Annotated in this window: 19 protein-coding genes and 1 pseudogene; 11 read left to right on the top strand and 9 right to left on the bottom strand. The window is 71.0% G+C overall.

The window, feature by feature from the left end; translation table 11 throughout:
- The first annotated feature begins 69 nt into the window (after positions 1 to 69).
- Positions 70 to 1,110, top strand: a complete 1,041-nt coding sequence (locus ABT367_RS04985; protein ID WP_352249677.1) for a glycosyltransferase family 2 protein — start codon at positions 70 to 72, stop codon at positions 1,108 to 1,110.
- Between the two features lie 125 nt (positions 1,111 to 1,235).
- Here ABT367_RS04985 and ABT367_RS04980 read toward each other — a convergent pair whose 3' ends face one another.
- The 4 genes and pseudogenes from ABT367_RS04980 to ABT367_RS04965 form a co-directional block, all read right to left on the bottom strand.
- Positions 1,236 to 2,888, bottom strand: a complete 1,653-nt coding sequence (locus ABT367_RS04980; protein WP_352249675.1) for an LCP family protein — start codon at positions 2,886 to 2,888, stop codon at positions 1,236 to 1,238.
- Positions 2,889 to 2,975: 87 nt separating this feature from the next.
- Entirely contained in the window at positions 2,976 to 4,673 is a 1,698-nt protein-coding gene (locus tag ABT367_RS04975; protein WP_352249673.1) for an LCP family protein, read from the bottom strand.
- Positions 4,674 to 5,215: 542 nt separating this feature from the next.
- Positions 5,216 to 6,448 (bottom strand): annotated as a pseudogene (locus tag ABT367_RS04970) (LCP family glycopolymer transferase); the annotation flags it as partial.
- Between the two features lie 239 nt (positions 6,449 to 6,687).
- Entirely contained in the window at positions 6,688 to 7,449 is a 762-nt protein-coding gene (locus ABT367_RS04965) for a TIGR03089 family protein (protein ID WP_352249669.1), read from the bottom strand.
- Between the two features lie 125 nt (positions 7,450 to 7,574).
- Between ABT367_RS04965 and ABT367_RS04960 the strand changes: the two genes are divergently transcribed.
- Positions 7,575 to 8,939 carry a peptidoglycan recognition protein family protein gene (locus ABT367_RS04960; protein ID WP_352249667.1) on the top strand — a complete coding sequence of 455 codons (1,365 nt, stop codon included), beginning with the start codon at positions 7,575 to 7,577 and terminating at the stop codon, positions 8,937 to 8,939.
- A 114-nt stretch (positions 8,940 to 9,053) separates the two neighbouring features.
- Entirely contained in the window at positions 9,054 to 10,136 is a 1,083-nt protein-coding gene (locus ABT367_RS04955) for an NDP-sugar synthase (RefSeq protein ID WP_352249665.1), read from the top strand.
- Between the two features lie 70 nt (positions 10,137 to 10,206).
- Here the strand turns inward: ABT367_RS04955 and ABT367_RS04950 are convergent, their stop codons facing one another.
- Positions 10,207 to 11,109, bottom strand: a complete 903-nt coding sequence (locus ABT367_RS04950; RefSeq protein ID WP_352249663.1) for an NADP-dependent oxidoreductase — start codon at positions 11,107 to 11,109, stop codon at positions 10,207 to 10,209.
- 198 nt (positions 11,110 to 11,307) lie between these two features.
- Here ABT367_RS04950 and ABT367_RS04945 point away from each other — a divergent pair, with 198 nt between their 5' ends.
- A complete protein-coding gene (locus ABT367_RS04945; protein WP_352249661.1) occupies positions 11,308 to 12,315 on the top strand; it encodes a DNA-3-methyladenine glycosylase family protein in 1,008 nt (335 codons plus the stop codon).
- Between the two features lie 37 nt (positions 12,316 to 12,352).
- Here the strand turns inward: ABT367_RS04945 and ABT367_RS04940 are convergent, their stop codons facing one another.
- The 3 genes from ABT367_RS04940 to ABT367_RS04930 form a co-directional block, all read right to left on the bottom strand.
- A complete protein-coding gene (locus tag ABT367_RS04940; RefSeq protein ID WP_352249659.1) occupies positions 12,353 to 13,654 on the bottom strand; it encodes a coenzyme F420-0:L-glutamate ligase in 1,302 nt (433 codons plus the stop codon).
- Positions 13,651 to 14,610 carry a 2-phospho-L-lactate transferase gene (gene cofD, locus ABT367_RS04935; protein WP_352249657.1) on the bottom strand — a complete coding sequence of 320 codons (960 nt, stop codon included), beginning with the start codon at positions 14,608 to 14,610 and terminating at the stop codon, positions 13,651 to 13,653. Before cofD ends, ABT367_RS04940 begins: the two co-directional genes overlap by 4 nt.
- 79 nt (positions 14,611 to 14,689) lie before the next feature.
- Entirely contained in the window at positions 14,690 to 15,181 is a 492-nt protein-coding gene (locus tag ABT367_RS04930; protein ID WP_352249655.1) for a cysteine dioxygenase, read from the bottom strand.
- A gap of 730 nt (positions 15,182 to 15,911) precedes the next feature.
- Here ABT367_RS04930 and ABT367_RS04925 point away from each other — a divergent pair.
- From ABT367_RS04925 to ABT367_RS04915, 3 genes are all read left to right on the top strand, one after another.
- Positions 15,912 to 16,181, top strand: coding sequence for a WhiB family transcriptional regulator (locus ABT367_RS04925; protein ID WP_165336270.1), 270 nt, complete (start codon positions 15,912 to 15,914; stop codon positions 16,179 to 16,181).
- Between the two features lie 260 nt (positions 16,182 to 16,441).
- Positions 16,442 to 20,341: a glycosyltransferase gene (locus tag ABT367_RS04920; RefSeq protein WP_352249653.1), complete on the top strand. Its 3,900-nt coding sequence runs from the start codon at positions 16,442 to 16,444 to the stop codon at positions 20,339 to 20,341.
- On the top strand, positions 20,338 to 21,888 hold the full coding sequence (locus ABT367_RS04915) for a DUF5719 family protein (protein ID WP_352249651.1): 1,551 nt from the start codon (positions 20,338 to 20,340) through the stop codon (positions 21,886 to 21,888). The genes ABT367_RS04920 and ABT367_RS04915 overlap by 4 nt, the downstream gene beginning before the upstream one ends.
- Positions 21,889 to 21,988: 100 nt before the next feature.
- On the opposite strand, the gene ABT367_RS04910 is transcribed toward ABT367_RS04915, so the two are convergent.
- Positions 21,989 to 22,450 (bottom strand): metallopeptidase family protein, encoded by a 462-nt coding sequence (locus ABT367_RS04910; RefSeq protein ID WP_352249802.1) that lies wholly within the window; start codon positions 22,448 to 22,450, stop codon positions 21,989 to 21,991.
- Positions 22,451 to 22,761: 311 nt separating this feature from the next.
- On the opposite strand from ABT367_RS04910, the gene ABT367_RS04905 reads away from it, so the two are divergent.
- The 4 genes from ABT367_RS04905 to ABT367_RS04890 all read left to right on the top strand — a co-directional run bounded on the left by ABT367_RS04905 (position 22,762) and on the right by ABT367_RS04890 (position 26,561).
- Entirely contained in the window at positions 22,762 to 23,184 is a 423-nt protein-coding gene (locus ABT367_RS04905) for a DUF3499 domain-containing protein (protein ID WP_352249649.1), read from the top strand.
- A gap of 11 nt (positions 23,185 to 23,195) precedes the next feature.
- Positions 23,196 to 23,318 (top strand): hypothetical protein, encoded by a 123-nt coding sequence (locus tag ABT367_RS04900; RefSeq protein WP_352249647.1) that lies wholly within the window; start codon positions 23,196 to 23,198, stop codon positions 23,316 to 23,318.
- A gap of 107 nt (positions 23,319 to 23,425) precedes the next feature.
- On the top strand, positions 23,426 to 25,042 hold the full coding sequence (locus tag ABT367_RS04895; protein ID WP_352249800.1) for an L-lactate permease: 1,617 nt from the start codon (positions 23,426 to 23,428) through the stop codon (positions 25,040 to 25,042).
- 157 nt (positions 25,043 to 25,199) lie between these two features.
- Positions 25,200 to 26,561 carry a phosphomannomutase/phosphoglucomutase gene (locus ABT367_RS04890; RefSeq protein ID WP_352249645.1) on the top strand — a complete coding sequence of 454 codons (1,362 nt, stop codon included), beginning with the start codon at positions 25,200 to 25,202 and terminating at the stop codon, positions 26,559 to 26,561.
- The last annotated feature ends 203 nt before the right edge of the window (positions 26,562 to 26,764 follow it).

The raw sequence follows: 26,764 nt of genomic DNA, 5'->3' as shown, positions 1-26,764 counted from the left end.
AATGCGGCCCGGGGAGGCCACCCGGGGGCCGCGCGCCCGTGTCCCCCATTCGCGGTAACGTGACGGGTGATGAGCGAGAATCCCCAGTCGACTGCAGTGCAGCCCACCCCCGTCTCCGTGATCATGCCGGTCCTCAACGAGGAGCGGCATCTGCGCGGCGCCATCCACGCGATCCTGCAGCAGGAGTACGCGGGCGAGATGGAGGTGGTGATCGCGCTCGGCCCGTCCACGGACCGTACCGACGAGATCGCCGCCGAGCTGGTGGCGGAAGACCCACGCGTGCACACGGTGCCCAATCCGACCGGCCGCACCCCCGCCGCGCTCAATGCGGCGATCAAGGCCTCGCGCCACCCGATCGTGGTGCGCGTCGACGGCCACGGGATGCTCTCGCCGAACTACATCGCCACCGCCGTACGGCTCCTGGAGGAGACCGGCGCGCAGAACGTCGGCGGCATCATGCACGCCGAGGGCGAGAACGACTGGGAGCACGCGGTCGCCGCCGCGATGACCTCGAAGATCGGTGTGGGCAACGCGGCCTTCCACACGGGCGGCGAGGCCGGACCGGCCGAGACCGTCTACCTCGGTGTCTTCCGGCGTGCGGCGCTCGAGCAGCAGGGCGGCTACAACGAGGAGTTCATCCGCGCCCAGGACTGGGAGCTGAACTTCCGTATCCGCGAGGCCGGCGGCCTCATCTGGTTCTCGCCGGAGCTCAAGGTCTCCTACCGTCCGCGTCCGTCGGTGAAGGCGCTCGCCAAGCAGTACAAGGACTACGGGCGTTGGCGCCATGTCGTCGCCCGCTACCACGAGGGCTCGATCAACCTGCGCTATCTGGCCCCGCCGACGGCGGTCTGCGCGATCGCGGCCGGTCTGGTCGTGGGCGCCGCGGTCACCCCGCTGGGCTTCGTGATCCCGGGCGGCTATCTCGCCGCGATCGCCGCGGGCTCGCTGCCCGCCGGCAAGGGACTGCCGCTCAAGGCACGGCTGCAGATCCCGGTGGCGCTCGCGACGATGCACATGTCGTGGGGTTACGGCTTCCTGACCAGCCCCAAGACGCTGGCCAAGAAGGTCATCGCGTCACGGCGGCCCGCGGTGCTGAGCCAGAACGCCTGACGCGCAGACGTACGAGATTCGCAGTCAGACGAGATTCACAGCCAGACGAGATTCGCAGACATACGAGAAGAGCCCCGGCCGTCGGATGCGGCCGGGGCTCTTCTCGTATGCGCAGGACGTGAGCGCTACCAGGTGAAGGCGGGGTTCACGTGCATGCAGGCGCCTTCGTCGGCGCCGTTCTCGATGTCCTTCTTGGCCGGCGCCTTCGGGGTCGGCTTCGGCGGGGTGTCGCCCTCGCGCCAGTCCGCGCCCACGATCAGCGTGACACCGGAGACATCCGTGGTCTGCTTGACCGAACTCAGCGGCAGGCCGAGGGACTTGGCGAGGGCCTGGGCGTCACCCTCCAGCTCGGGGCTGGGGAAGCGGATCGCCGTACGGGCCTGCGAGGTGTCGTCGCCTGGACCGGGCCGCTCGGCGGCCGCGAGGGTGTAGCCCTTGCCCTTGAGCAGGTCGGCGACCGCCGTGGCGCGGCCCTGGAGCGGGGCACGGGTCGCGTCGCCCGAGGCGTTCTGCACCACGACTCCGGTGTCCGCGGGCGGAGCGGCCGGGTCGTCGGAGAGCTCTTCCTTCTTCTTGGCGGCGTCCTTGCCGTCGAGGGCGATGTCGTCCCGTACGAGCTCGAAGAGGTCCGCAGCCTCGCCGGGCTTCGGCTGGACGCGGGCGCCCACGTATTCGTAGGGCATGGTCGTCATGTTGATACGGGAGTTCGGCACCTTCTTCAGCTCACCGCCCAGATCGGCGAGCTTCTGCACCGAACCCAGGCCGTCGTCGACCTTGAGCGCCTTGGTGGCCGCCTCCGCGAGGTCCAGCATCTCGGCCGGATTCGTGAGCCGGGCGCTGGACTTGAGCTCGCGGACCATCGAGTTCATGTACATGTGCTGGGCCTTGGCGCGGGCGATGTCGCTGCCGTCCTCGAAGCCGTAGCGCGTGCGCAGCCACTTCAGGGCGTCCTCGCCCTTGACCTCGGTGGTGCCCTTCTCCAGCTTGAGGCCGGAGCCTTCGCCCTTGGAGTTACGGGAGTGGATGTTGGCGTCCACGCAGACCGGCACGCCGCCGATGGCGTCCGCCATCGAGACCACGCCCGTGAAGTCGACCATCACGAAGTGGTCGACGCGGATGCCGGTGAGCTTTTCCCAGGTGCGCACCGTGCAGTCGGGACCGCCTCGGCCGAGGCTCACGTTCGTCATCTCCCGGGTCAGCGGCGGGACGGTCTCGCCGGTCTCCGGGTCCTGGCACTTGGGGATGTCGAGCAGCGTGTCGCGCGGCATGCTGACGACCGACATGTTGCTGCGGTCCGCGGACAGGTGCAGCAGCATCTGCACGTCGGCGAGCGGCTTCGCGCCGACGCTCTCCTTGTGACCGCCGAGCCTCAGATTCTCCTTGGAGTTTCTGTCGTCGGAACCGATCAGGAGGATGTTCAGCGGGGTCTGGCCGGCCGCGTTCGGCGTCGCCTTGGGCGCCCGGTGCTTGCCGTCCGACAGCGGAGCCGTCTCGATGTTGTTGTTGAGGTGCTGGTAGTACAGGTATCCGGCGCCGGCCGTCCCGAGTATCAGCACCGCGAACACCACCGCGGTCCAGCGCAGCGCGCGTCTGCGCCGGCTGCGGGGGCGCTGTGCCGCACGCCGCCGGTCGCGCCGGGTGGACGGTTCGTCCTCACCGGGCCCGCGGGGGCCGGGCACGCCCGACCCCTCGTACAGGCTGTCGTCCCAGCCCAGTTCACGCGCCTGAGGTGCGCGAGATCGTCGCGTACCTCTTCCGCGCACGCCGTTCTGCGTCATGCCAGTCCCCTCCCAGCCTGGCGCACCATATGACCCTCACCTGTGAATCCCCTCTGCCCCAGCAGACGGTTCAGGTGGCCCCCGGGTTCACTTGGCGCAGGTCTTCTTGTCAGCCTCGGTCTTGTCGAGATCGTCCGGTACCGCCACGGTCCCCACGGGCGTGCCGGGTTCCGAGAAGTCCTCTCCGAGGATCAGGACCATCGCAGGCAGTCCCTGATCATTGGTTTCGCTCTTGCCCGGCTTCAACGCCGAACCCGGAAGTCCCATCACCTCGGCCAGCTTGCGCGCCTGATCGGCCTGGTCGGGAGAGTACTCGAGCGTCGTCTTCGCCTGCTTGGGCTCGTGATTGCCGAGCTGGCTGGCCTTGTTCATGCCGTGCTCGGTCTGCAGATACGTGAGCGTCTTGCTCGCCGCACCCTGTGTGTCACTGCCGTTGTAGATGTTCACGCGGACATCGGCGGCCGCGGACTTGGTGCCCTTGAGGCGCGCGGCCTCGGCGTCCTTCTTCTTCTGCTTCGTCGCCGTCAGCGACACATCGCCCTTTATGGCCCCGAACAGCGGCTTCGCCTTGGACTCGTTGACCAGGACGGTGGCGCCGTCGGTGTTGTCGACGACCGGGACGGTGGTGAAGCTGATGTTCTTCAGATCCACCCTGCCGAGCTCCATGCCGAGCCCGCGGAGCTTGAAGACATCGCTGAGCGTGTCGTCGACGGTGAGCGCCTTCGTGGCGGACTCGGCCAGATCCAGCATGGCGCCCGCATCGGTCATCTTCGACTTCATCTTGCGCATCAGCGAACTGAGGAACTGCTGCTGCAACTTGATGCGGTCGAGGTCCGAACCGAAGCCCACCGCATGACGGGTCCGTACGAACGCGAGCGCGTCATCGCCCTCGACCGTACTGGTGCCCTTGGGCAGGTTCAGATGCGACTTCGGGTCCTTGATGGGCTTCTCCAGGCAGACGTCCACACCGCCGACGGCGCTGCTGAGCGTCTTGACCGCGTTGAAGTCCGCGACCATGAAGTTGTCGATCTTGATGCCGGTCAGCTGGGTGACCGTACGCATCGTGCAGCTGGGCGTACGGCCGGACTGGCCGAGGCTCACGTTGAAGCGTTCCTTCGGCGTGCCCGGGATGACCTTCTCGTTGCCGTCCTCCTGCTTGGTCGGGCAGTCCGGAATATCCACGATCATGTCGCGCGGAATGCTCAACGCCGTTGCGTTGGAACGGTCCTTGGAGACATGCAGCAGGATCGTGGTGTCCGCGTGCCCGGGGCTGCCCGAGTCGCCGTAGCCGTTGTTGCCCTTGCCGGTGCGCTTGTCGGTGCCGACGATCAGCACGTTGATCGCCCGGTCCTTGCTGTAGCCGCCCGTGCCCGCGCCGTCGTCGGACAGCGAGGTCAGGTTGCCGTTCAGATGCTCTATGTAGAAGTACGCGGTGGCGGCGCCGGCGACCACGAAGAACGCCAGCACACCGCCGGTCCACACGGCGATCTTCTTGCCCTTGGACTTCTTGGGCCTCGGCCTGCGCCGGCCCGCCGGACCCATCGGATCCTCGGGCATCCGCCGCCTGCGCTGCCCCGGAACGTCACCGGGCGGCGGGCCCTGCGGCCTGCGGCCGGGCCGGGCCTGGGGGCGGTTCGGGGCGAAGCCGGATCTGCGCGGCGAGGGGATCCCTGACTCCGGTGCGGAGGGGTGCAGTCGCAGTTCGTAGTCGCCGGTCTGCGGGTTCAGTACCCACTGGTCTGCGGGGTCGATGTTCTCCGCCCGCCCACGGCCTTGCGCATCCACGGTTGCTTGAGTCCTCCGTCGGTGCCTCGCGGCGCCTTCCCCCTCCAAGGCGTCCGGTCGATCGGTAGTGCAAGTGCGGATCGCTGCTTCATCGCAGTCGGGTGCACCGGATCGCTCACACTATCCGCCCAGGTCGGCGCCGAGGGACGACGGTGACAAATTCCACTGGCCTTACAACGGTCAATACGCCCCAATTCAAGGTCAACGGGCCCTTGCGCTTGGGGATCCCTTTACTAATCCCTTTCCTAACAGGTGGCTCCGGCGGCGGTGCTGCCGCGGAACGTCGGCTCCGGGGAAGGGGTTTGACCCGATTCGCGCTCCGCCTCGCGACCGGGCTTGTCCGCCTTGCCGTCGTCCTTGCCGTCGTCCTTGCGTTCGCCCTTGCCGCCATCGGAGGAGTTCTTCTTCTTGCGTGCGGCCGGATCCTCGTCGGCCGACTTGCCCTCGACCCAGTAGCCGTCGTCGACCCAGTACCCGTCGTCGCTCCAGTAGCCGGTGTCCACCCAGTAGCCGCCGTCGCCGTTCTCCGCGCCGTCCCGCTCGCCCGCGGGCTCCTCGCCCTCGGCCGACTCCTCGGTGGAGGCCTCCTCCGTCTCGGGCGCTTCCTCGGCGACTTGCAGTGGGGCGTCGTCGCGCAGCCGGTCGAAGAGTCGTCCGGCGTCGGGTTGTACGAGTTCGTCCCGGTTCGGGTCGTACAGATAGGACTGCCGGGGCACGGTCAGGAACTGCACCTTTTCCGTGGGGATGTTGCGCATGCTCCGTACGAGGTCATAGAGGTCGGTGAGGCCGGCGATCGCGGGGTCCGTGGTGAGGGAGGAGGTCGCCGCGTCCAGGACGGGGTAGAGCCGGGTCGGGTTGAGCAGTACGCCGTTGCTCTTCACCTTGTTCACCAGCGCAGCGAGAAAGGTCTGTTGGCGGTCCATCCGCTCGGTGTCGCTGCCGTTGCCCAACGTCTTGCGCGCACGGACATAGCCGAGCGCCTGCTCGCCGTTGAGCTTGTGCCGGCCCGCGGCCAGCTTGAGCTTGGCGTCCGGATCGTCGATCGGATCCTTGAGGCATACGTCGACGCCGTCGACGGCGTCCACCATCTTCTTGAAGCCGCGGAAGTCCACGATCATGTGGTGGTCCACGCGGATATCGGTGAGCGCCTCGACGGTACGGATCGTGCAGGCCGCGCCGCCCCACTCGAACGCCCAGTTGAACTGGGCGAATTGCTCCCTCGTCCGGCTTCCGTCGCGCTTGCGGCAGCTCGGGATGTCCACCATCACATCGCGCGGCAGCGAGACGGCGGTGGCGCTTTTCCGGTCGGCGGCCAGATGCAGCAGGATCGTGGTGTCCGAGCGGCCGCCGTCGGTGCCCGAATCCTTGCCGTACTGGTCGTTGCCTTCACCGGCCCGGGTGTCGGACCCGATCAGGAGGATGTTCTGCGCGTTGTGCGTGGAGGGCGCCGGCCGCTCCTTCTCGTAGCGCTCCAGTTCCTCGGCGGCGGTGAGGTCCTGGGTGATGTTCCCCTGCAGCCGCTTGTAGATCCCCCAGCCGACACCGGCCGTGGCGAGCACGAGCACCGAGACGGCGAGCGCGGCCCAGCGGAGCCAGTGCGGGCCGGAGGCCTTGGCCTCGGGCGGGGCGGGCGCTTCCTCGCCGGGCCCTTGCGAATCCTCGGGCGGCGTGGGCGCTTCGTGTCCGGGTCCCTGTGGAACCTCGGGCGGGACCGGCGTAGGCGCGTCGTCACCGGGTTCCTCCGGAACCTCAGGCGTGCCTGCGGTGTCGGTCACGACGGGGTCCACCCCTCACAGCGTCGGCATCACGGACGGCGCCCGGTGAAGGGCGCTTCCTCGACCATGACCCGAGGGCGTGGTCCGGCGCCTGCGGGCCGGTCCTGACCTGCGCCGGACGGGTGGACTTTGACCGGCTGCGACGACTCGGCGACCGACGGGAGGTCGGCCTTCCCGCGTGCGGCTTCGCAGTCGTCGGGGGCAGCTGTCCCGCGTGCGGCTTCGCGACCGCCGGAAGGTCAGCCCTCCCGACGCACCGTGACCCGCTCGCTCTCGACCCGCTTCTCCAGCGCCTCGGCCCCCAGCCGGTCCAGGTTCCGGCACAGCACCACCGAGGCGCCGGCGGCCAAGGGGGCGTAGAGCCCGGCGGAGAGGCCGTCCCAATTCCCGTACGAGAGTCCGGAGAGCACCCGGTCGCCGGGCCCGAGCCCCAGGCCGCGACCGTCGGCGAGGGCGCGCTCCACGATCTCGGCGCCCGTGAGCGCCGTATCGCCGATGACCAGGGCGTCGTCCGATGGGGACACGGGGGCGAACGGGGCGAACTGGTCGCCCTGGCCCGGCACCTCGACCGCATAGTCCAGGAACCCGTCCGGCGGCTGCGGGAAGCGGCCGCCGAGCGGCCGCAGCGCGAGCGCGATCCGCTCGCCGGAGCAGGCGAGGGCGGCGGCCAGTTGATCGGGCTCGGGACCGGAGACGACGAGATCGGCGTCCGCGGGGTCGCCGTCCACCACCGCTGTCACGCCGGTGGACGAACAGGCGAGCAGCCAGACCGCCGTCTGCCAGTGCGCGGGCAGCAGCAGCGCGAGCCGGTCGCCGGGCTCGGCGGAGAGCTCGCCCTGGAGCAGATTCGCGGTCTTGGCCACCCAATTGGCGAAGGTGGCGACGGACAATTCGACGCGCTCACCGGTCGCGTCGTCATAGAAGGTCACAAGCGGGCGGCCCGGGTCCGCGGCCAGCGCGGATCGCAGCAGGTCGGCAGGGGTGCGGTCGGTCGCGTTCACAGCGGCAAGCCTACGCGCGCGGCGCTCCGCCTCCCGTGGGGCGCTCCCCACGCGGGGCCGACGGACCGTCAATTCCCTTACGTCCACGACATGCGGGTATGCCAGGTTCCGCCCACCATCGACGCATGCGCGGATTTCTTGCTTCCTCGATCGGTGTGGCCTGCGCGGTCGCCCTGTCCCTGCCGCTCGCTCTGCCGGCGAGCGCGAACGAGTCGCTGCGCGATGCGGAGGCGGCCGCATCGCCGCGCGGCCCCGAAGCCGCCGAGTCGCTGCGCGAAACCCCAGTGGCCGGCTCGACCCAGTCGCTGCCCCTGAAGCCGCTCGCCTCGGACCGGGCGCTCGGCGCGGACGCCGCGCAGGGTGTCGTACGCCAGGAGGTCCTGCCCTTCGCCCTGGTGGGCGTCGTCTGGGACAACCCCGAGGCCGAACTGCACGGCCGGGTCGAGGTGCGCACCCGGGCCGCGGACACCCACGCGTGGTCGGCGTGGCAGCAGCTGGAGACGCACAACCACGAGCACGCCGCCGACCTCGACTCGGCGGAACGCGCCTCGGGCCGGCTGCGCGGATCCACCGCACCGCTGTGGGTGGGCCATTCGGACGGCGTCGAGGTCCGTGTCCTGGCGGACGCGTCCTCCGACCGTGCGGCGGCCCCCGAGCTGCCGAGGAACCTGCGGCTCGAACTCGTCGACCCCGGCGACGAGCCCACCCCGCCCCAGGGCCCGCTCGCGGACGGCCCGCGCAGCGTGCTCACCGCCGAGGCCGCCGCGAGCTGGGCCGTGAACGCGGAGATGGCGCCGCTCGGCGCCGCCATCATCCCAGAGCTGACCAAGGAGCAGACCGAGGCGGAACTGCTCGCCTCACGCGGCGAGACCACGGGCAAGCCGTTCGTCGGACCCCGGCCGCGGATCATCACCCGCAAGGGCTGGGGTGCGGACGAGAAGCTCCGCGAGAAGAACTTCGTCTATACGAAGGCGGTCCGTGCGGCCTTCGTGCACCACAGCGCGTCGGGCAACAACTACCGCTGTGCGCAGGCACCCTCAGTCCTGCGCAGTATCTACCGCTACCACGTCAAGAGCAGTGGCTGGCGGGACTTCGGCTACAACTTCGCCGTCGACAAGTGCGGAAACATCTACGAAGGCCGCGCGGGCGGCGTGGCCAAGCCCGTCTACGGGGCGCACACCCTCGGTTTCAACAGCAACAGCGTGGGCATCGCCGTCCTCGGGACGTACACCAACTCCGCACCGCCCGCGGCCGCGCTCAACGCGGTCGCAAAGCTCTCGGCGTGGAAGCTGGGCCTGTACGGAGCCAACCCGAAGGGCACGACGGTTCTGAAATCAGGCGGCAGCAACCTCTACAAGAAGGGGAAGAACGTCCGGCTCCATGTGATCTCCGGTCACCGCGACGGATTCGCCACGGAGTGCCCCGGCCGCCGTCTGTACAGCAAGCTCGGCAACGCGCGTCAGACCTCGGCGCACTATCAGGGCCGCTGACGCTTTGACGCACTCCGAGGCGTGAGCGACCGGACAAATTTCCTACCCAGAACTGCATACACTGGCCGATCCGTGACCTGGGCCGCCCGGCCCCCGGCAGGAAGCGAAACATCGGTGACTGAAGCGATCCTTCTGGTCGGCGGCAAGGGCACCCGGCTGCGTCCGCTCACGGTGAACACCCCCAAGCCCATGGTCCCGGCGGCCGGTGTCCCCTTCCTCACCCACCAGCTGGCCCGCGCCCGCGCGGCCGGGGTCACCCATGTCGTCCTGGCCACCTCCTATCTGGCCGAGGTCTTCGAGCCGCACTTCGGTGACGGCTCGGCCCTCGGCCTTGAACTGGAGTACGTCACGGAGGACGAGCCGCTCGGCACGGGCGGAGCGATCCGCAATGTCGCCCCGCGGCTGCGCTCGGCCCCCGACGAGCCGGTCCTGATCTTCAACGGCGACATCCTCACGGGACTCGACATCCGCGCGCTGGTCTCGACGCACTCGGCCACGGGCGCGGATGTGTCCCTGCACCTGACCCGGGTCGCGGATCCGCGCGCGTACGGCCTCGTCCCGACGGACGCCACGGGCCGTGTGACGGCCTTCCTCGAGAAGCCGCAGACGCCCGAGGAGATCGTCACCGACCAGATCAACGCGGGCGCGTATGTCTTCCGCCGCTCGCTCATCGACACCATCCCGGCCGGCCGCGCGGTCTCGGTCGAACGCGAGACCTTCCCGGGTCTGCTCGCCGAGGGAGCCCACCTCCAGGGCATGGTCGACTCCACGTACTGGCTGGATCTCGGCACCCCCCAGGCTTTCGTACGAGGCTCCGCGGACCTGGTCCTCGGCCGCGCCCCGTCCCCGGCCGTCCCGGGCCGCTGCGGTGACCGCCTGGTCCTGCCGACGGCGCGCGTCGCTCCGGACGCGAAGCTGACCGGCGGCACGGTCGTGGGCGAGGGCGCGGTGATCGGCGAGGGCGCCCGCGTCATGGGCAGCACGATCCTGTCCGGCGCCGTGGTCGAACCAGGTGCCGTGATCACGGACTCCCTGGTCGGCGAGGGCGCGCGGATCGGTGCCCGCACGCTGCTCGACGGTGCGGTGATCGGCGACGGCGCCTCGGTGGGCGCCGACAACGAACTGCGCGCCGGGGTCCGGGTGTGGTGCGGGGCGGTCCTGCCGGACGGCGGCGTGCGGTTCTCGTCTGACCAGTAGGTCCCGCCCGGCCGCCGGAGGTCCGGGGCGCGGCCCCACGTCCGCCTCTGACGCTGGCCCCCATCCCCGGTCAGCCGACCACCAGCACCAGCTTGGACCGCACGCCCCCGGCCTCACCGGCGCGGTGCGCCTCGGCGATCTCCGCGAGCGGAAAGGTCCGTACGGGCGGCAGCGCGAAGCGTCCGGTCCCGACGAGGTCGCCGATCTCGTCGAGCACGTACAGCGCGCGCCCCGAGTCCCCCCGGCTGAACCGCACCCCGTACTCCTGCGCGCCGGCAAAGTCGGCCACCGTCAGCACATGGTCGGCGCCGCCCGCGAGCGCGATCAGCTCGGGCAGTACCCCGCTGCCGGCGATGTCGAGCGCGCGGTCGACGCCCTCGGGCGCCAGCGCGCGCACCCGCTCGCTCATGCCCTGGCCGTAGGCGACGGGCTCCGCGCCCAGCGAGCGCAGGTAGTCGTGGTTCGCGGGGCCGCCGGTCCCGATCACCCGCGCGCCGCGCGCCACGGCGAACTGCACGGCGCAGCTGCCGACGCTTCCGGAAGCCCCGTTGACCAGGAGCGTGCTGCCGCTGTCCACGCCGAGCTGGTCGAGCGCGCGCATCGCCGTCTCCGTGGCGGCAGGCAGAGCGGCGACTTCGGTGAAGCCGAGGGATGCGGGGATGGGCGCGTAGTGGGACAGCACCGCCAGCTCGGCCTGCGCAGCGCCCGAGGCGTCGAAGCCGAAGACGCGTTCGCCGACGGTCACATCCGTGACGCCCTCGCCGAGCTCGTCGACGACGCCCGCCGCCTCGTAACCCAGCGTCTGCGGGAGGTCCTCGTCCATCAGCCCTTGGCGCTTCTTCCAGTCGCTCGCGTTGACACCGGCCGCGCGCACGGCGATGCACACCTGGCCAGGGCCCGGATGAGGTGCGGGCAGATCGACGATCTCGAGGACTTCCGGGCCGCCGAACCGGCTGAAACGGGCTGCCTTCATCCCTCGCTCCGATCATGAGTGTGCTGCGTCCACCGGTACGTAACGGTCCAATCCCGGAGGGTCCGGCGCAAGGCGAGCGGGCGTGGCCTGCCGGGCGCCGACGCATGCCGGTTGAGGGGAAGCGGCGAGGCGGGCGAAGAAAACCGCCTACCCTCGAAGGGCCCGACCCGCCCGACCCCCGATTCCCAGGACGCCCCGTTGGCAGGCCGCTTCCAGCCCCGCGCACCCCGCCCCACCCGCACCACCGTGCGCGGCGGCGACGCCCGTGTGCCCGGAGCGCGGACCGGTGCGGCGGTCACCGGCCGTACGCGCACCTGGAATCCCACCGGTCAGCTGGATCTCGGTCTGGTCGTGGGCCCGATGCGGCGCGGTCCCATGGACCCCACCTTCCGTGTCATCAACGGCGCCGTGTGGCGGGCCACCCGTACCCCCGAGGGTCCGGCCACGCTCCGTATCGCCGCGAGAAGCACCGGCATCGAGGCCCAAGCCTGGGGTGCCGGCGCCGACTGGCTGCTCGACGGGCTGCCCCGGCTCCTGGGCGACACGGACGACCCCACGGTCTTCGCCCCGAGGCACCGCCTCGTCGCCGAGTCCCACCGGCGCCGCCCCGGCCTGCGCCTGTTGCGCACCGGGCTCGTCATGGAGTCCCTGATCCCGTCGGTCCTCGAGCAGAAGGTCACCACCGAGGAGGCGTACCGCGCCTGGCGCATCCTGGTCCGCAAGTACGGTGAGCCCGCCCCCGGCCCGGACGGCATGCCCGATCTGCACGTCATGCCCGAGCCGCACACGTGGCGCATGATCCCGTCCTGGGACTGGCACCGTGCCGGTGTCGACAACAAGCGTGCCCAGACGATCCTGCGTGCGGTCCGTGTCGCCCCGCGCCTCGAAGAGGCCATGGCCCTCGACCCCGAACAGGCCCGCAAGCGCCTGGAGTTGGTGCCCGGGATCGGCCCGTGGACCTCCGCCGAGACGGTCCAGCGCTCCCACGGAGCCCCCGACGAGGTCACCGTCGGCGACCTGCATCTGCCGGGCATCGTGGGCTACGCGCTGGCCGGCGAACGCGACGCCGACGACGCCCGCATGCTCGAACTCCTCGAGCCCTATCGGGGCCAGCGCCACCGAGCCGCGCGCTACATCCTGCTCACCGGCCGCACCCCGCCGCGCCGCACCCCGAAGATGCCGAAGACGGACATCGGGAAGCTCTAGCGGCGCCCTCCCTCCCGGCGCCGAAGGCCGGGGGGAGCTAGCGCACCTCGATGAAGTCGGAAGCCTCCCGAGGCGGCCGGGACTTGGGCGCCGAAGCGGCGTGTCCGACGGCCACGGCTCCCATCGGATCCCAGTCGTCCGGCAGCCCGAGCACTTCCCGTACGACCTCACGGCAGAACATCGTCGACGAGATCCATGCCGACCCGAGCCGCTCCCCGGCCAGCGCCACCAGGAAGTTCTGGATGCCGGCCCCGGTCGCGACCACGAACATCTCGCGCTCGGCGGCATCGCGCCGCGCATGACCGTACGTATGGGACCCGTCCATCACCAGGCAGGGCACCACCAGATAGGGCGCCTTGCGCAGCACGTCCCCGCGCCGGACCCGCTTGGCGATCGACTCCTCGGACTTGCCGTCCCGCCGCAGATCCTCGATCCACTTCTCGCGCATCGCGTCGAGCAGCCGCACCCGCGAGGACTCCGACTCCAGGAGCACGAACCGCCAGGGTGTCGTGTGGTGCGGCGCCGGGGCCGTCACGGCCGCCGCCACCGCACGCCGGACCGCGCCCGGATCGACCGGCTCGTCGGTGAACTCCCGTACGGTCCGCCGCTGCGTGACCGCTTCCCGTACCGCTTCGGAGGTGCCGAGCCGGAACATGTCATCGGCCGCGGTCCGCACCAACTCCCGTGCCCCGGCATCGGATTCGCCTACGGCGCCCGGCAGCCCGCGAACCACCGCGACCGGCAGTCCGGCCGCCTTGCCCTTCACCAGGTCGCCCGCGGCGGCCAGTTCATCGGCGGTGGCCACGACCGTCGCGCTCAGCGGATTGCCGTACGCGTCCGTGCCGCCGCGCAGATCATCGAGGACCCGCACCCCGGCGGCACCGATCGCGACATCGGTCAGCCCGTTGCGCCACGGCCGCCCGAAGGTGTCCGTGACGAGCACACCGACCTCGACGCCGAGCGCGTCACGCAGCCCGTCACGGATCGCGCGCGCCGAGGCATCGGGGTCCTCGGGCAGCAACAGCACGGTCCCCGGAGGGGTGTTGGACGCGTCGACCCCGGCCGCGGCCATGACGAGGCCCTGCCAGTTCTCGACGATACGCAGCGTCCCGCGCCGCGCCACGACCCGTACGGTCTCCGCGTCGATGGCCTCCTCGCGGGAGTCCGCGGTGATGATCCGCCCCTCCGCCTTGGACACGATCTTCGAGGTGACGAGCACGATGTCCCCGTCGGCGAGCCCCGGTTCGGCATCGGCGATCAGCTTCGCGAGGTCGTCACCGCGCTGCACCTCGGGCAGCCCGGGCACGGCCCAGACGTGAAAGGCCGGTGCGTCGCTCACCCTCGTACCTCTTCGGCCAGCTCGAGGGCGGCCCGCGCCATCTCCGTGGTCGCGGCCAGGTCCGTCATCATCAGCGGCACGGCCCTGCACCGGATCCCGGCGGTCTCGACCCGCTCGACCGCCCCCTTGTCGACGGTGTCGACCAGCCAGCCGTCGAGCAGCCCCGACCCGTAGTGCTCGGCGACCGCCGCCGCGCTGGACTCCACCCCGACCGCGGCGAGCACCTTGTCGGCCATCCCGCGCACGGGGGCGTCACCGACGATGGGGGAGAGGCCGACGACCGGCACCCCCGCGTCGGCGATGGCCTCGCGGATGCCCGGCACGGCGAGGATGGTGCCCACGCTGACCACGGGGTTGGACGGCGGGAACAGCACCACATCGGCCTCGGCGATCGCTTCGAGCACCCCGGGCGCCGGCTTGGACTGCTCGGCGCCGACGGGCACGACGGCAAGGGCCTCGACGGAGGCGCGCAGCCGCACCCAGTACTCCTGGAAGTGGATGGCCTTCTGCTCGCCGTCCAGCTCGACGGCGACATGCGTCTCGACCCGGTCGTCGGACATGGGGATCAGCCGGACACCGGGCTGCCACCGGTCGCACAGCGCCTCGGTGACCGCACTCAGCGGATAGCCCGCGGCCAGCATCTGACTGCGCACGATGTGCGTGGCGAAGTCACGGTCGCCGAGCCCGAACCACTCGGGCCCGACCCCGTACGCGGCGAGCTCCTCCTTGACCTTGAAGGTCTCGTCCGTACGCCCCCAGCCCTGCTCCTCGTTGATCCCGCCACCGAGCGTGTACATCACGGTGTCGAGGTCGGGGCAGACCTTGAGCCCGAACAGATGGATGTCGTCACCGGTGTTCCCGATCACCGTGATCTCCGCTTCGGGCGCGGCCGCCTTGAGACCACGCAGAAAACGGGCACCACCGATGCCGCCGGCCAGAACCACAATGCGCTGCATGCGGACAGTCTGTCAGGCAGCCCCGACCGGGGTCCTGCCGCCTGTGGATAACTCCCGCCGAAGCCAGGGAAGTCCGAGGTCAGGAGCGCGCGGCCGCGTACGGCTCGGCTGCGCTGTGCATCGGCATCTCGGTCAGGCCGGGGGAGTAGATGTGCAGGCTCACGGCCGGCTCCAGGCTGTCGTTGACGATCCCGTGGACCGAGCGCGGCGCGTACACCTGTTGCGCCCCGACACCGAGCGCCCGAGTCCCGCCGCGGGTGTGCTCGGTCAGCTCACCGGCGAGCACGGTCAGCACACCGGAGGACGGCCCGTGGTCGTGCAGCCCGGTGCCCTGTCCCGGCACCCAGCTCAGGAGCCAGACCTCGTAGCCCGGCCCAGTGCGCAGGCGGTGGTACCAGCGGCTCGTCGCGTCGTACTGCACCAGGTGCTCCCACTGGGAGCGGTCGGCGGCGATGGAGCGCGCGAGTCCGACGAACTCGGCCACGGTCGACGGGTGCTCGGGGGCGGGCTGCAGGAGGTGCGGGACCTCGAGGATGTCGCCGGCGATCTGCAGGTCGCTGTCGCTGTTCATAAGGTGCGGGGTTCCTCGGCGGGGAGAAGTGCTGGCGTCGCGGTCTTACGTCCGGGTCGCGGACGGTCTGCCATGGAGGCGTTGCCCTGAGGTGGGGGCGGTGGCTCGGATCATGCGGCCACGGGGCCGGATCGGCGAGCGGAGAATCAGCCGGAGCTCGTTGGGCTCAACAGCTGGGACAGCAACAGCAACAGCTGGCGAGGGCAGCACTGCGGAACCCACTGCTGTGGGTCCGGGTGAGCGCCAAGTTCGCGAGCATGCCCACCAGGAGACCGGTTCACACACGGACTGTCAACTCGATGTCCGTATTGCGAGATATCTTTCACCGTATCCGGTTGTCCTGTCTGCTGAAAGGTTTGTGCAGAAGCCGCACAGGACAAGTGGCGCAGTGTCCGGGTGTGAAACCGCCCGGAAGGGTAGAAGGGCCGCTGTCCCGTGATCCGACTGTGATCCGTTTCGCTTCGGCCCTCGCTCTGCAACGAGATCAAACTCCAACGCGTCCTTCTGTATGTCGGATGGATGTACGGGGTTGGCCAAAGGTAAGTGTCTGGGTTTATGGCGATTTGAACACTTTCCGCAAAGCCTTGGTTCCGCAGAGTGAATAAGGGGCCCAATAGCAGATCTCGGCTTGACTGGCCCGGATCGGCACACTTGTAATTTCACTCGTGTCGTTCAGCCGAAATCGGTAACGGCATCATCACGGGGCTGCACAGACAGACGAGGGGCGCACATGACCGAGTCGTTCCAGCAACTGCTGGTCGAGGACGCGGAAGCGGAAGAGGAACTCGGCTGGCAGGAGCGCGCGCTGTGCGCCCAGACCGATCCCGAGTCCTTCTTCCCGGAGAAGGGCGGCTCCACCCGGGAGGCCAAGAAGGTCTGCCTGGCCTGCGAGGTCCGCTCCGAGTGCCTCGAATACGCGCTCGCCAACGACGAGCGCTTCGGCATCTGGGGCGGCCTGTCCGAGCGTGAGCGCCGGAGGCTGAAGAAGGCGGCGGTCTGAGGCCGAGCCCGATCCGGCACCGGGCGGCGGTCCGAAGCCGGCGGTCGAGCGCGAGGCCGCGGTCCGAAGCGGAGCCGCACAAGCTCGATCAAACCGCACACAGCCATACGTAAGGAACGGTCCGTCGTCCGTGGGTTATCCACAGGCGGCGGACCTCGTTGTTTGGTTGCCGTTAGTGTGGGGCCCCGTCCGAGACGCCCCGTGCCCCCCGCTGGGCACAGGCGTCCACCGCAGTCCATCGAACCGGGGCCTGTACCTCGATGTCCGTGCACAGCTCACCGGCCGGTGCCTATGGCGCCGCCGCAGTCGACCCGAACCGCCCGGCGCTGTTCGATCCCACGCGCGCGCCTGAACACCCGCGGCACGTGGTCACCGCCGTGCTGGTCTCGCACGACGGCGCCCGCTGGCTCCCCGAGGCCCTGACCGGCCTGCTCGGCCAGGAGCGCCCGGTGCAGAACGTGATCGCCGCCGACACCGGCAGCGGTGACGACTCCGCACGGCTGGTCACCGACGCCCTGGGCGCCGACCGCGTGCTGCATCTCGCCCGCAGGTCCGGCTTCGGCGCGGCCGTGGACGAGGCGGCCCGTACGGCGGGGACCCTCAGCCCCGACGAGCTCCCGTATCTCAAGCGCCCCAGCGGCTGGGACCCGGTCAGCAGGAGCTGGCGCGACGACGCCTACGACCTGCCCGACCTGCCGTACGGCGAACCGGTGCAGTGGCTCTGGCTCCTTCACGACGACTGCGCACCCGAGCCCGACGCGCTCGCGGAGCTCCTGCGCGTGGTGGAGAACGAGCAGGAGCTCGGCCGCGAAGTCGCCATCGTCGGACCCAAGCTGCGCGGCTGGTACGACCGCAGGCAGCTGCTCGAGGTCGGCGTCTCGATCGCCAACAGCGGCCGCCGCTGGACCGGCGTCGACCGCCGCGAGCAGGACCAGGGCCAGCACGATCAGGTGCGGCCCGTCCTGTCCGTGTCCAGCGCGGGCATGCTGATCCGGCGCGATGTCTACGAGGAGCTGGGCGGGTTCGACCGCCGGCTGCCGCTGATGCGCGACGACGTCGACCTGTGCTGGCGCGCCCACCAGGCGGGCCACCGCGTGCTGATCGCGCCCGACGCGGTGCTGCGGCACGCCGAGGCCGCCTCGCGCGAGCGGCGCACCGTCGACTGCGTGGGCCGCACGAGCGCGAGTCCGCACCGGGTGGACAAGGCGGGCGCCGTCTACACGCTGCTCGCCAACGCGCGTGGCGCGGTGGTGCCTTGGGTGCTGCTCCGGCTCGTCCTCGGCACGTTCCTGCGTACGCTCGCGTATCTGGTGGGCAAGGCGCCGGGCCAGGCGGTCGACGAAGTCACCGGATTCTTCGGCACGTTGCTGCGCCCCGGCCGCATCTTCGGGGCCAGACGGCGCCGACGCAGTGTGGTGGAGGCGGCCGAACTGCGGCCGCTGTTCCCGCCGCCCGGCGCGACCGTGCGGCTCACCGTCGAACAGGTCGCGTCCCAAGTCGTGGGCCGCACCGACCCCGAGGTCTCCGCCGGCCGCCATGGCGCGGTCGAGTCCGGACCCGGCGGCGATGACGCGGACTTCTTGGAGATCGAGCAGTTCGCGCGGCTCAAGCGGGTCGCGCGCAAGCCGGGGCCGATGCTCTTCGTCGTCCTGCTCTTCGTCTCGCTGATCGCCTGCCGCGCCCTGATCGGCGGCGGCGCGCTCGCCGGCGGCGCCCTGCTTCCGGCGCCCTCGGACGCCTCCGAGCTGTGGTCGCGCTACCTGGACAGCTGGCACGCGGCCGGTACGGGCGGCACCGAGGCGGCGCCCCCGTATCTCGCCGTGATCGCCGCGCTGGCCACGGTGTTCTTCGGCTCGACCGGGCTCGCGGTCACCGTGCTCCTGGTCTGCTCGGTGCCGCTCGCCGGTTTCACCGCCTACTTCGCCTCCCGGCCGCTGGTCGAGTCGCGACTCCTCCGCGCCTGGGCGTCCGTCGCGTACGCCTTCCTGCCGGCCGCCACGGGCGCGCTCGCGGGCGGACGGATCGGCACCGCCGTGCTCGCCGTGCTGCTGCCGCTGATGGCCCGCGCCGGGATCGCGGCGAGCGGGCTGCTCGCGCAGGACCAGGGGGCGCGCGGCAGTTGGCGCGCGACCTGGGCGTACACCTTGCTGCTCACCGTCACCACCGCCTTCACCCCGATCGTCTGGCCCCTGGCCCTGCTTCTCGGCATCGGGCTGCTCGTGCTGCGGCGCGACGACATCACGGCGTACGGGCTGCGCTTCCTCGCCCAGATCGGCACGCCGCTCCTGGTGCTCGCGCCCTGGTCGCTGTCGCTCCTTCCGTTCGGCTTCTTCCGCGAGGCGGGCCTCGACTTCGGTATCGGCTCGGCGGGCGCGCTCGATCTGCTCGGGGCGAGCCCCGGCGGTCCCGGCACCGTCGGCGGACTGCTCCTGATCGGCATCGTGCTCGCGGCGCTAGGCGCGCTGCTGCGCGGGGAGCGGGTGCTGCCCATCCGTATGGCCTGGATCGTGGCGCTGCTCGGCTTCTTCTTCGCCGCGTTCTCCAACGCCTCCACCTGGGCCGGTCCCGCCACACTCGTGCAGGGCCTGGCGCTGCTCGCGGCCGCCGTGCTCGGGGCCGACGGGGCGCGCTCCCGGGTGGCCGAGCAGAGCTTCGGCTGGCGGCAGCCGGTCGCGGCGCTGATCGCGCTGGCCGCCGCCGCGGCACCGCTGCTCTCCGCCGCCGGCTGGATGATCCGCGGCGCCGACGGCCCGCTGCGGCGCACCGACCCCGCCCAGGTCCCGGCGTTCGTCGCCGAGGAGGCGGGCACCCGCGACCAGGCCCGCACCCTGATCCTCGCCGGTGACAACCCGGACGTGGTCGCGTACACGCTCGTACGAGGTGCCGGCGCCCGGCTCGGGGACGCCGAGCTGACAGCGCGCGGCAAGGGCGGCGAGCTGCTCGACGAGACCGTGGCCCGGCTCGTGGCCGGTTCGGGCGCCGACCAGGCCGATGAACTCGGCGCGTTCGCGGTGCGTTACGTCCTGGTCCAGGACGGTGCGCCGCGCCAGGTCAGCCGCGTACTGGACTCGACGCCCGGTCTGTCGCGCGTGAGCCAGCAGGACGGCACCTCTCTGTGGCGGGTCGACCGGCAGGTCTCGCGGGCCGCGATCGTCTCCGGCGACGAGGAGCCCAAGCCCGTCGCCGCGGGCCCGGTCGAGGTGCACACCGAGATCCCGCCGGGCGACGCGGGCCGCGTGCTTCGGCTCGCCGACTCGGCGGCCGAGGGCTGGACGGCCACGCTCGACGGAGAGCCGCTCGCCAAGAAGACGGTCGACGGCTGGGCGCAGGGCTTCGAACTGCCCGCTTCCGGCGGCCGGTTGGCCGTCGTCCACGAGGACTCCGGCACCCACACCGGTTGGCTCTGGGCCCAGGGCGCGCTCGCGCTCGTACTCGTCGTGCTCGCACTGCCGGGCCGCCGCCGCACCGTCGACGACGACCTTCCGCAGGAGCCCGTCGCGCTGCCGGCCCAGGCCGCAGCGGGCGAGGGCCGCAGGGCGCGCAGGATGCGGGCGCAGGCCGAGCAGGCCGCACAGACCCAGGAGCAGCCCGAGTCCGCGGAGGTCCCGGCGCAGGCGGCGTACGGCGAGTGGGGCGAGCAGCAACCGGTGTCCGCCGGTGAGCAGTTCCAGGGTTACGAGGCGGGCTCCTACCAGCAGCCGTACCAGGCCGACCCGTACCAGGCGGGCCAGAACCCGGACGGCGGCGGCCAGTTCGACCCGTACGGCTATGACGGCCAGGGCTATGGCCAGGGCGGATACCAGGCCGGCTCGTTCCCGGCTCAGGGCACGTACGAGCAGAACGCCGGGGGGTACGACGAGCGCGGGACCGGCGGCTACGACGCCTCGGGCTACCCCGGCGGCACGGACGCCACGTACGGCAGCGGCACCGACACCACCTACGGCGGGGGCTTCGGCTCCGGCTCGTACGAAGGGCAGTCGCAGCAGTACGAGGGGCAGGCCGCGCAGTCGTACGAGGGCAATGAGCCCCAGTCGTACGACGGCGGTGATCCTCAGGCGTACGAGGGCAATGAGCCTCAGGCGTACGAGGGCCAGGACCCGGACCCGTACGGGCAGAGCCGCCAGACCGACCAAGAGCGCCCCGACGGGAGCCGGCAGTGAACCGCACCACCCTGTCCCTGATCGCAGCGGGCACCGCGCTCGCCGCCGTGACCGGATTCGCGGCGCTCAACGCCCCGGACGGCGGCGACACCGCACCGGGCAAGGCGGCCGAACGGCGGCCGGTGGACCGTTCCTCGCTGCTCTGCCCCGCGCCCAGCGCGTCGGAGCTGGCCGAGACGGCCTACACCTCGTTCACCCCGAAGGCCAAGGGCGCCGACGGCAAGGGGGACGCCCGACTGGAGCGCGCCGCAAAGAAGTTGGACGCCTCCGGGGACGACGCGCAGGACAAGGAAGACAAGGACAGCGCGGACGGCGGGGACAGCGGGGAGAAGGCGGACGAGAAGGACGGCAAGGACGCCAAGCCGGCCCTCGAAGCCACGTCGGTCGGCAAGCCCGTCACCGCGAAGGCCGCCGGCGCCGAGTCCCCGGCCTTGATCGGCTCCGCCCAGGGCGCGCTCGCGCCCGGCTGGACCGTGCAGCAGACCACCGAGATGCCCGCGGGCAACGGCCGCGGGCTGCTCGGTCTCAACTGCGGTGCGCCCGACACCGACTTCTGGTTCCCGGGCGCGAGCACCGCCGAGGAACGCGCCGATTACGTGCACCTGTCCAACCCCGACGCCACGGCGGCGGTCGTCGACATCGAGCTGTTCGGGCCCGAGGGCGCGCTCAAGTCCGAGGTGGGCGAGGACATCACGGTGCCGCCGCACTCCAGCGTGCCGGTGCTGCTCTCGACGCTGACCGACGAGGCCGAGGCGAATGTGACCGCCCATGTCACCGCGCGCACCGGCCGGATCGGCGCCGCAGTACAGGTCTCGGACCAGAAGCTGGGCGCCGACTGGCTGCCCGCGGCGGCCGATCCGAGCGGCAGCGTCGTGCTCCCCGGCATCCCGAAGGACGCCGAGTCGGTACGTCTGGTGGCCTTCGCGCCCGGTGACGAGGACGCGGACCTGAAGATCTCCCTTGCGGGGGCGACCGGTTCGATCACCCCGGCCGGCAATGAGTCGCTGCACGTGAAGAGCGGTATGACGGCCGCGGTGGACCTCGGTGACGTAACCAAGGGCGAGGCGGGTTCGCTGGTGCTCACGCCCACCGACCGGTCCGTTCCGGTGGTGGCGGCGCTGCGCGTGACGCGGGGCACGGGCGCCAAGCAGGACGTGGCGTTCATCCCGGCCACGGCCTCCGTGGGCGAACGCGCGACCTCGGCGGACAACCGCGCCAAGGGCTCCACCCTGAGCCTCACCGCTCCCCACGGCGAGGCCAAGGTGCGGGTCACCGCCTCGGACGGCAGCGGCGGCGGTACGTCGGTCACCCAGACGTACACCGTGCGCGGCGGCACCACCTTGGAGGTCGAGCCGAAGGTGCCCAGCGGTCTGAAGGGGGCGTACGCGCTGACGGTCGAGACGCTGTCCGGCACGGTCCATGCGGCGCGCACACTCGAACTCCCGGCGGATGGCGTGCCGATGTTCACGGTGCAGACGCTGCCGTACGACCGGGGGATGGTGTCCGTACCGGAGGCGGAGCAGGACCTGTCGGTGCTGCAGAAGTAGCGGTGCGGGCGAGGGCGGTTCCGTCCTCGCCGAACCGGGACGCGGCTCAGTCCTCGCCGAACCGGGACGTGGCTCAGTCCTCGCCGTACCGCGACGTGGTTCAGTCCTCGCCGTACCGCGGATCCACCGACTCCGGGGACAGGCCCAGGAGTTCGGCGACCTGCTCGACCACGACCTCGTGCACCAGGGCCGCCCGCTCGTCGCGGCTCTTGGTGCGGATCTCCACCGGGCGGCGGTAGACCACCACGCGGCCCGGCTTGCCGTCCTGCGCCGGGATGATGCCGCCGAGCGGCACCCCGCCGCCGCCGAAGTCCTCGTCCGGGGCGCCGGCCGGTGCCTGGGTCCTCGGCACTTCGAGGACCAGGAACTCGATGTCGGCGAGCTGCGGCAGCCGCCGCTCCAGGCGCTCCACGGAGTCCTGCACCAGATCGGTGAACAGCTCGGCCCGGCTCGCCGACAACGGCACCTGCGGGGGCGCGACGGGCCCGCGCATGCCACGGCCGTGACGGTCGCGGCGGCGGGGCCTGGGCTCGGTGGGGCGGGGCGGTACGGGGCTGTCCATCACTGCTGAAGCGTAGTCCTCCGGGCTGACAGCCGCTGATCCCGGCGCGGGGCGTCACCCGGGCGGTGCCGCCGGGCGGTGCGGCGTTCGGCGGGCGCGCTGTCACTTCCTGATCGTTCGGATCGCTGTTGCGCTCGATTCCATACAGCTGGAAGACCGCACTTCTCATGGCAAATGACGGCATTTGCATCGAGTGGTGACCGGATTCAACACCCTTCACTGCCGCACCGGATGGGCTCCGCGCAGGTCAGCGGGGAGGCCACGAAGGGCTGTGTGGGCGGGCTCACAGCACGACACGGTGGAGTGACCTCGTGGAGAGTCGTCGCGGCCCGCTCAAGAGTGCGGTACCGTCCAACGTCGTGAGCCTCGTACGTCGCTGTTCGCGCACCGCCTGCGGCCGTCCCGCCGTCGCGACGCTGACGTACGTCTATGCGGACTCGACCGCCGTGCTCGGTCCGCTCGCCACGTACGCGGAGCCGCACTGCTACGACCTGTGCGCCGAACACTCAGAGCGTTTGACCGCCCCGCGCGGCTGGGAAGTCGTCCGTCTCGCGGACGGCTCCGCCCCGCCCCGCCCGAGCGGCGATGATCTCGAAGCCCTCGCCAATGCCGTACGTGAGGCCGCCAGGCCCCAGGAGCGTGCGGCCGGGGACAGCGGGGGGCGTTCCGGCGCCGACCCGATGGAGGTCGCGCGCCGAGGGCATCTGCGGGTGCTGCGGTCGCCGGAGTCCTGACCGGCTCCCAAGTGCCCGACGGGTACGTCCAGTTCCTCGTGACCGCCCTCGAGCAGTTCCTGGTGACCGTCCTCGAGCAGTTCCTGGTGACCGCCCTCGAGTCCGTGATCTGCCGGCGGGCCCGATCTCCGTAAACGGTCCCGCGTATCCCCACACTTCCTTCAACTCCCTTTGCTGTACGGGCCATTGACTTGCCCTTGTCGTGGACACGACGCTTTTCACCGCGACCCGGGAGGCCCGTGTGTTCATCCAGGATCTGGAACCCGTCGCCGATTCGCTCGCGCTGTCCGCGCTGGTCGCGACGCTGCCCCTCGTCACCGTGCTCGTGCTGCTCGGCGCGGTCCGTCTGCGGGCCCATCGCGCCGGCCTGACCGGGCTCGCGGTCGCGGCGGCCGTGGCCTGGCTCGCGTACGGGATGCCGGTGGTGCAGACCGTGTCGGCGGCCGCCCAAGGGGTGCTCTTCGGGCTCTTCCCGATCATGTGGATCGTCGTCAACGCCCTGTGGGTGTACCGGATGACGGTCCGCACCCAGCACTTCGACATCCTGCGCCGCTCCTTCGGCCGGCTCTCCGACGATCCCCGTATCCAGGCGCTGGTCATCGCGTTCTGCTTCGGCGCGCTGCTCGAAGCGCTCGCCGGGTTCGGGGCGCCCGTGGCCATCAGCGCGGTGATGCTGGTGGCTCTCGGTTTCGAACCGGTGAAGGCCGCCGTGGTCGCGCTCGTGGCCAACACCGCACCGGTCGCCTTCGGCGCCATGGGCACGCCTGTCGTGACGCTTGCGCAGGTCACCGGGCTACCGCTGGACAGCGTGGCCTCCGTCGTCGGACGGCAGACGCCGCTGCTCGCGCTCGTCGTGCCGCTCGTCCTCGTCTTTCTCGTGGACGGCCGGCGCGGGCTGCGCGAGACCTGGGTGCCCGCCCTGGTCTGCGGAGTCGCCTTCGCCGTGGCCCAGTTCGCGGCCTCCAACTATGTCTCAGCCCAGCTCGCCGACATCGGCGCCGCACTCGCGGGCGCGGCCGCGCTCATGGCGCTGCCCGGGGCACGCAAACCGGCCGCGGAACCCGTACGGGCGGCGGTCCTCACCGGCGTACGCAGCGAGGACCTGGACATCGAGGACCCGCGCCGTGAAGTGGTGCGGGCCTACGCTCCGTACGGTCTGATCGTCGCCGTCTTCTCGCTCGCGCAGATCCCGCCGGTGAAGGACTTCCTGGCCAGGGCAACCCAGGTGTTCGACTGGCCGCTGCTCGATGTGGAGGGCCCGGACGGTGAGCCGGTCGGGGCCAACGTGTTCACGCTGCCGCTGGTGTCGACGGGCGGAACCCTTGTGCTGCTCGCGGGAGTTGGCACGGCCGCTGTGATCGGGGTGCGCGTACGGCCCGCCGTGCGGGAGTGGCTTGGCACGGTGTACGAGCTGCGGTTCGCGATCCTGACCGTGACCTCGGTGCTCGCGCTCGCCTATGTGATGAACCTGTCCGGTCAAGCCGCCGTGATCGGTCACTACGTGGCGGCGGCAGGAGCGGGGCTCGCCTTCCTTTCACCTGTCCTCGGCTGGTTCGGGGTGGCGGTTTCCGGATCCGATACGTCGGCGAACGCACTGTTCGGCGCACTGCAGGTGACCGCGGCACGCCAGTCGGGTCTGTCGCCCGATCTCCTTGCGGCGGCGAACAGTTCGGGCGGTGTCCTCGGCAAGATGATCTCGCCGCAGAACCTGACGATCGCGTGCGCGGCGGTCGGGCTCGCGGGCAAGGAGGGCGATCTGCTGCGCAAGGTGCTGCCCTGGAGCATCGGGTTGCTCCTGGTGATGTGCCTGATCGTGGTGCTGCAGAGCACTGCCTTACTGGGGTGGATGCTGCCGTGAGGAGAGCACGGCCGTTGAGCAGGATCGCCGACCGCAAATGGACTGTCGACCCTCACTTTCGGCCCGCGCGGTGAGTTATCCACAGGCTGGTACGGGGGCTTGCGGGCGGCAGGTAGTTTTGGGGCAATCGGCACTGAATTCCAGAGAGGCTTGGACTGTGGTTGATCTGACACAGATCGTGAAGGCGTACGACGTTCGCGGCGTCGTGCCCGACCAGTGGGACGAGCAGCTCGCGGAGCTGTTCGGCGCCGCGTTCGCCCGGGTCACCGGCGCCGACGCGATCGTCGTCGGGCACGACATGCGCCCCTCGTCCCCCGGTCTCTCACGCGCCTTCGCCCGCGGTGCGTCCGCGCTCGGCGTCGCGGTCACCGAGATCGGCCTCTGCTCGACCGACCAGCTGTACTTCGCCTCAGGTGACATGGATCTGCCCGGCGCGATGTTCACGGCTTCGCACAACCCCGCGCAGTACAACGGCATCAAGATGTGCCGCGCCGGTGCTGCCCCGATCGGCCAGGACACGGGCCTGACCGAGATCCGCGAGCTGGTCGAGCAGTGGGCCGAGTCCGGCGCCCCGGAGCCGGCCGCGACCCCCGGCGAGATCACCGCACGCGAGACGCTCACCGACTATGCGGCGTATCTGCTCCGCCTGGTGGACCTGACCTCGATCCGTCCGCTGAAGGTCGTGGTGGACGCGGGCAACGGGATGGGCGGCCACACCGTGCCCACCGTCTTCGAGGGCCTGCCGCTCGACCTGGTGCCCATGTACTTCGAGCTGGACGGCACCTTCCCCAACCACGAGGCCAACCCGCTGGACCCGGCCAACATCGTGGACCTGCAGAAGCGGGTGCGGGAGGAGGGCGCCGATCTCGGCCTCGCCTTCGACGGTGACGCCGACCGCTGCTTCGTCGTCGACGAGCGCGGCGAGCCGGTCTCCCCGTCCGCGATCACCGCGCTGGTCGCCGCACGTGAGCTGGCGAAGGCCGGCGGCAAGGGCACGGTCATCCACAACCTGATCACCTCGTGGTCGGTCCCGGAGGTCGTCCGCGAGAACGGCGGGACGCCGGTCCGCACCCGCGTCGGCCACTCCTTCATCAAGCAGGAGATGGCCCAGACCGGGGCGATCTTCGGCGGCGAGCACTCGGCGCACTACTACTTCAAGGACTTCTGGAACGCGGACACGGGCATGCTCGCCGCGCTCCACGTCCTCGCCGCGCTCGGCGGGCAGCAGGGCACGCTCTCCGACCTGGTGGCGCAGTACGACCGCTACGCCGGCTCCGGCGAGATCAACTCCACGGTCGACGACCAGGCGGCCCGCGCGGCCGCGGTGAAGTCCGCGTACGAGGGCCGCGAGGGCCTCACCCTCGACGAACTGGACGGCCTCACGGTCGCGTCCGCCGACTGGTGGTTCAACCTCCGCGCCTCCAACACGGAACCGCTGCTCCGCCTGAACGTCGAGGCGCGCGACGCGGCGACGATGGAGCGGGTGCGGGATGAGGTTCTGGGGTTGGTGCGGGGCTGAGGTTGCCCTGGGCCGGTCATCTCAGCCTCTCCGGCCGACTCACCTCTCCGGACCAACTCAGCCCCTGCGGCACCCCAGCCCCTGCGGCGATTGAGCAGATCCGAACGAAGTTCGGATGCGGGGGCCCGGGGGCGGAGCCCCTGGTGGGGGCAAGGGGCGAAGCCCCAAGGGGGTGCAGGGGGCGAAGCCCCCGCGGGAGATCG

It is taken from the genome of Streptomyces mesophilus, from assembly GCF_040300965.1.
Taxonomy (GTDB): Bacteria; Actinomycetota; Actinomycetes; order Streptomycetales; family Streptomycetaceae; genus Streptomyces; species Streptomyces mesophilus_A.
Note: the sequence above shows the minus strand (reverse complement) of the source record. Positions and strands in the feature narration are given on the sequence as shown.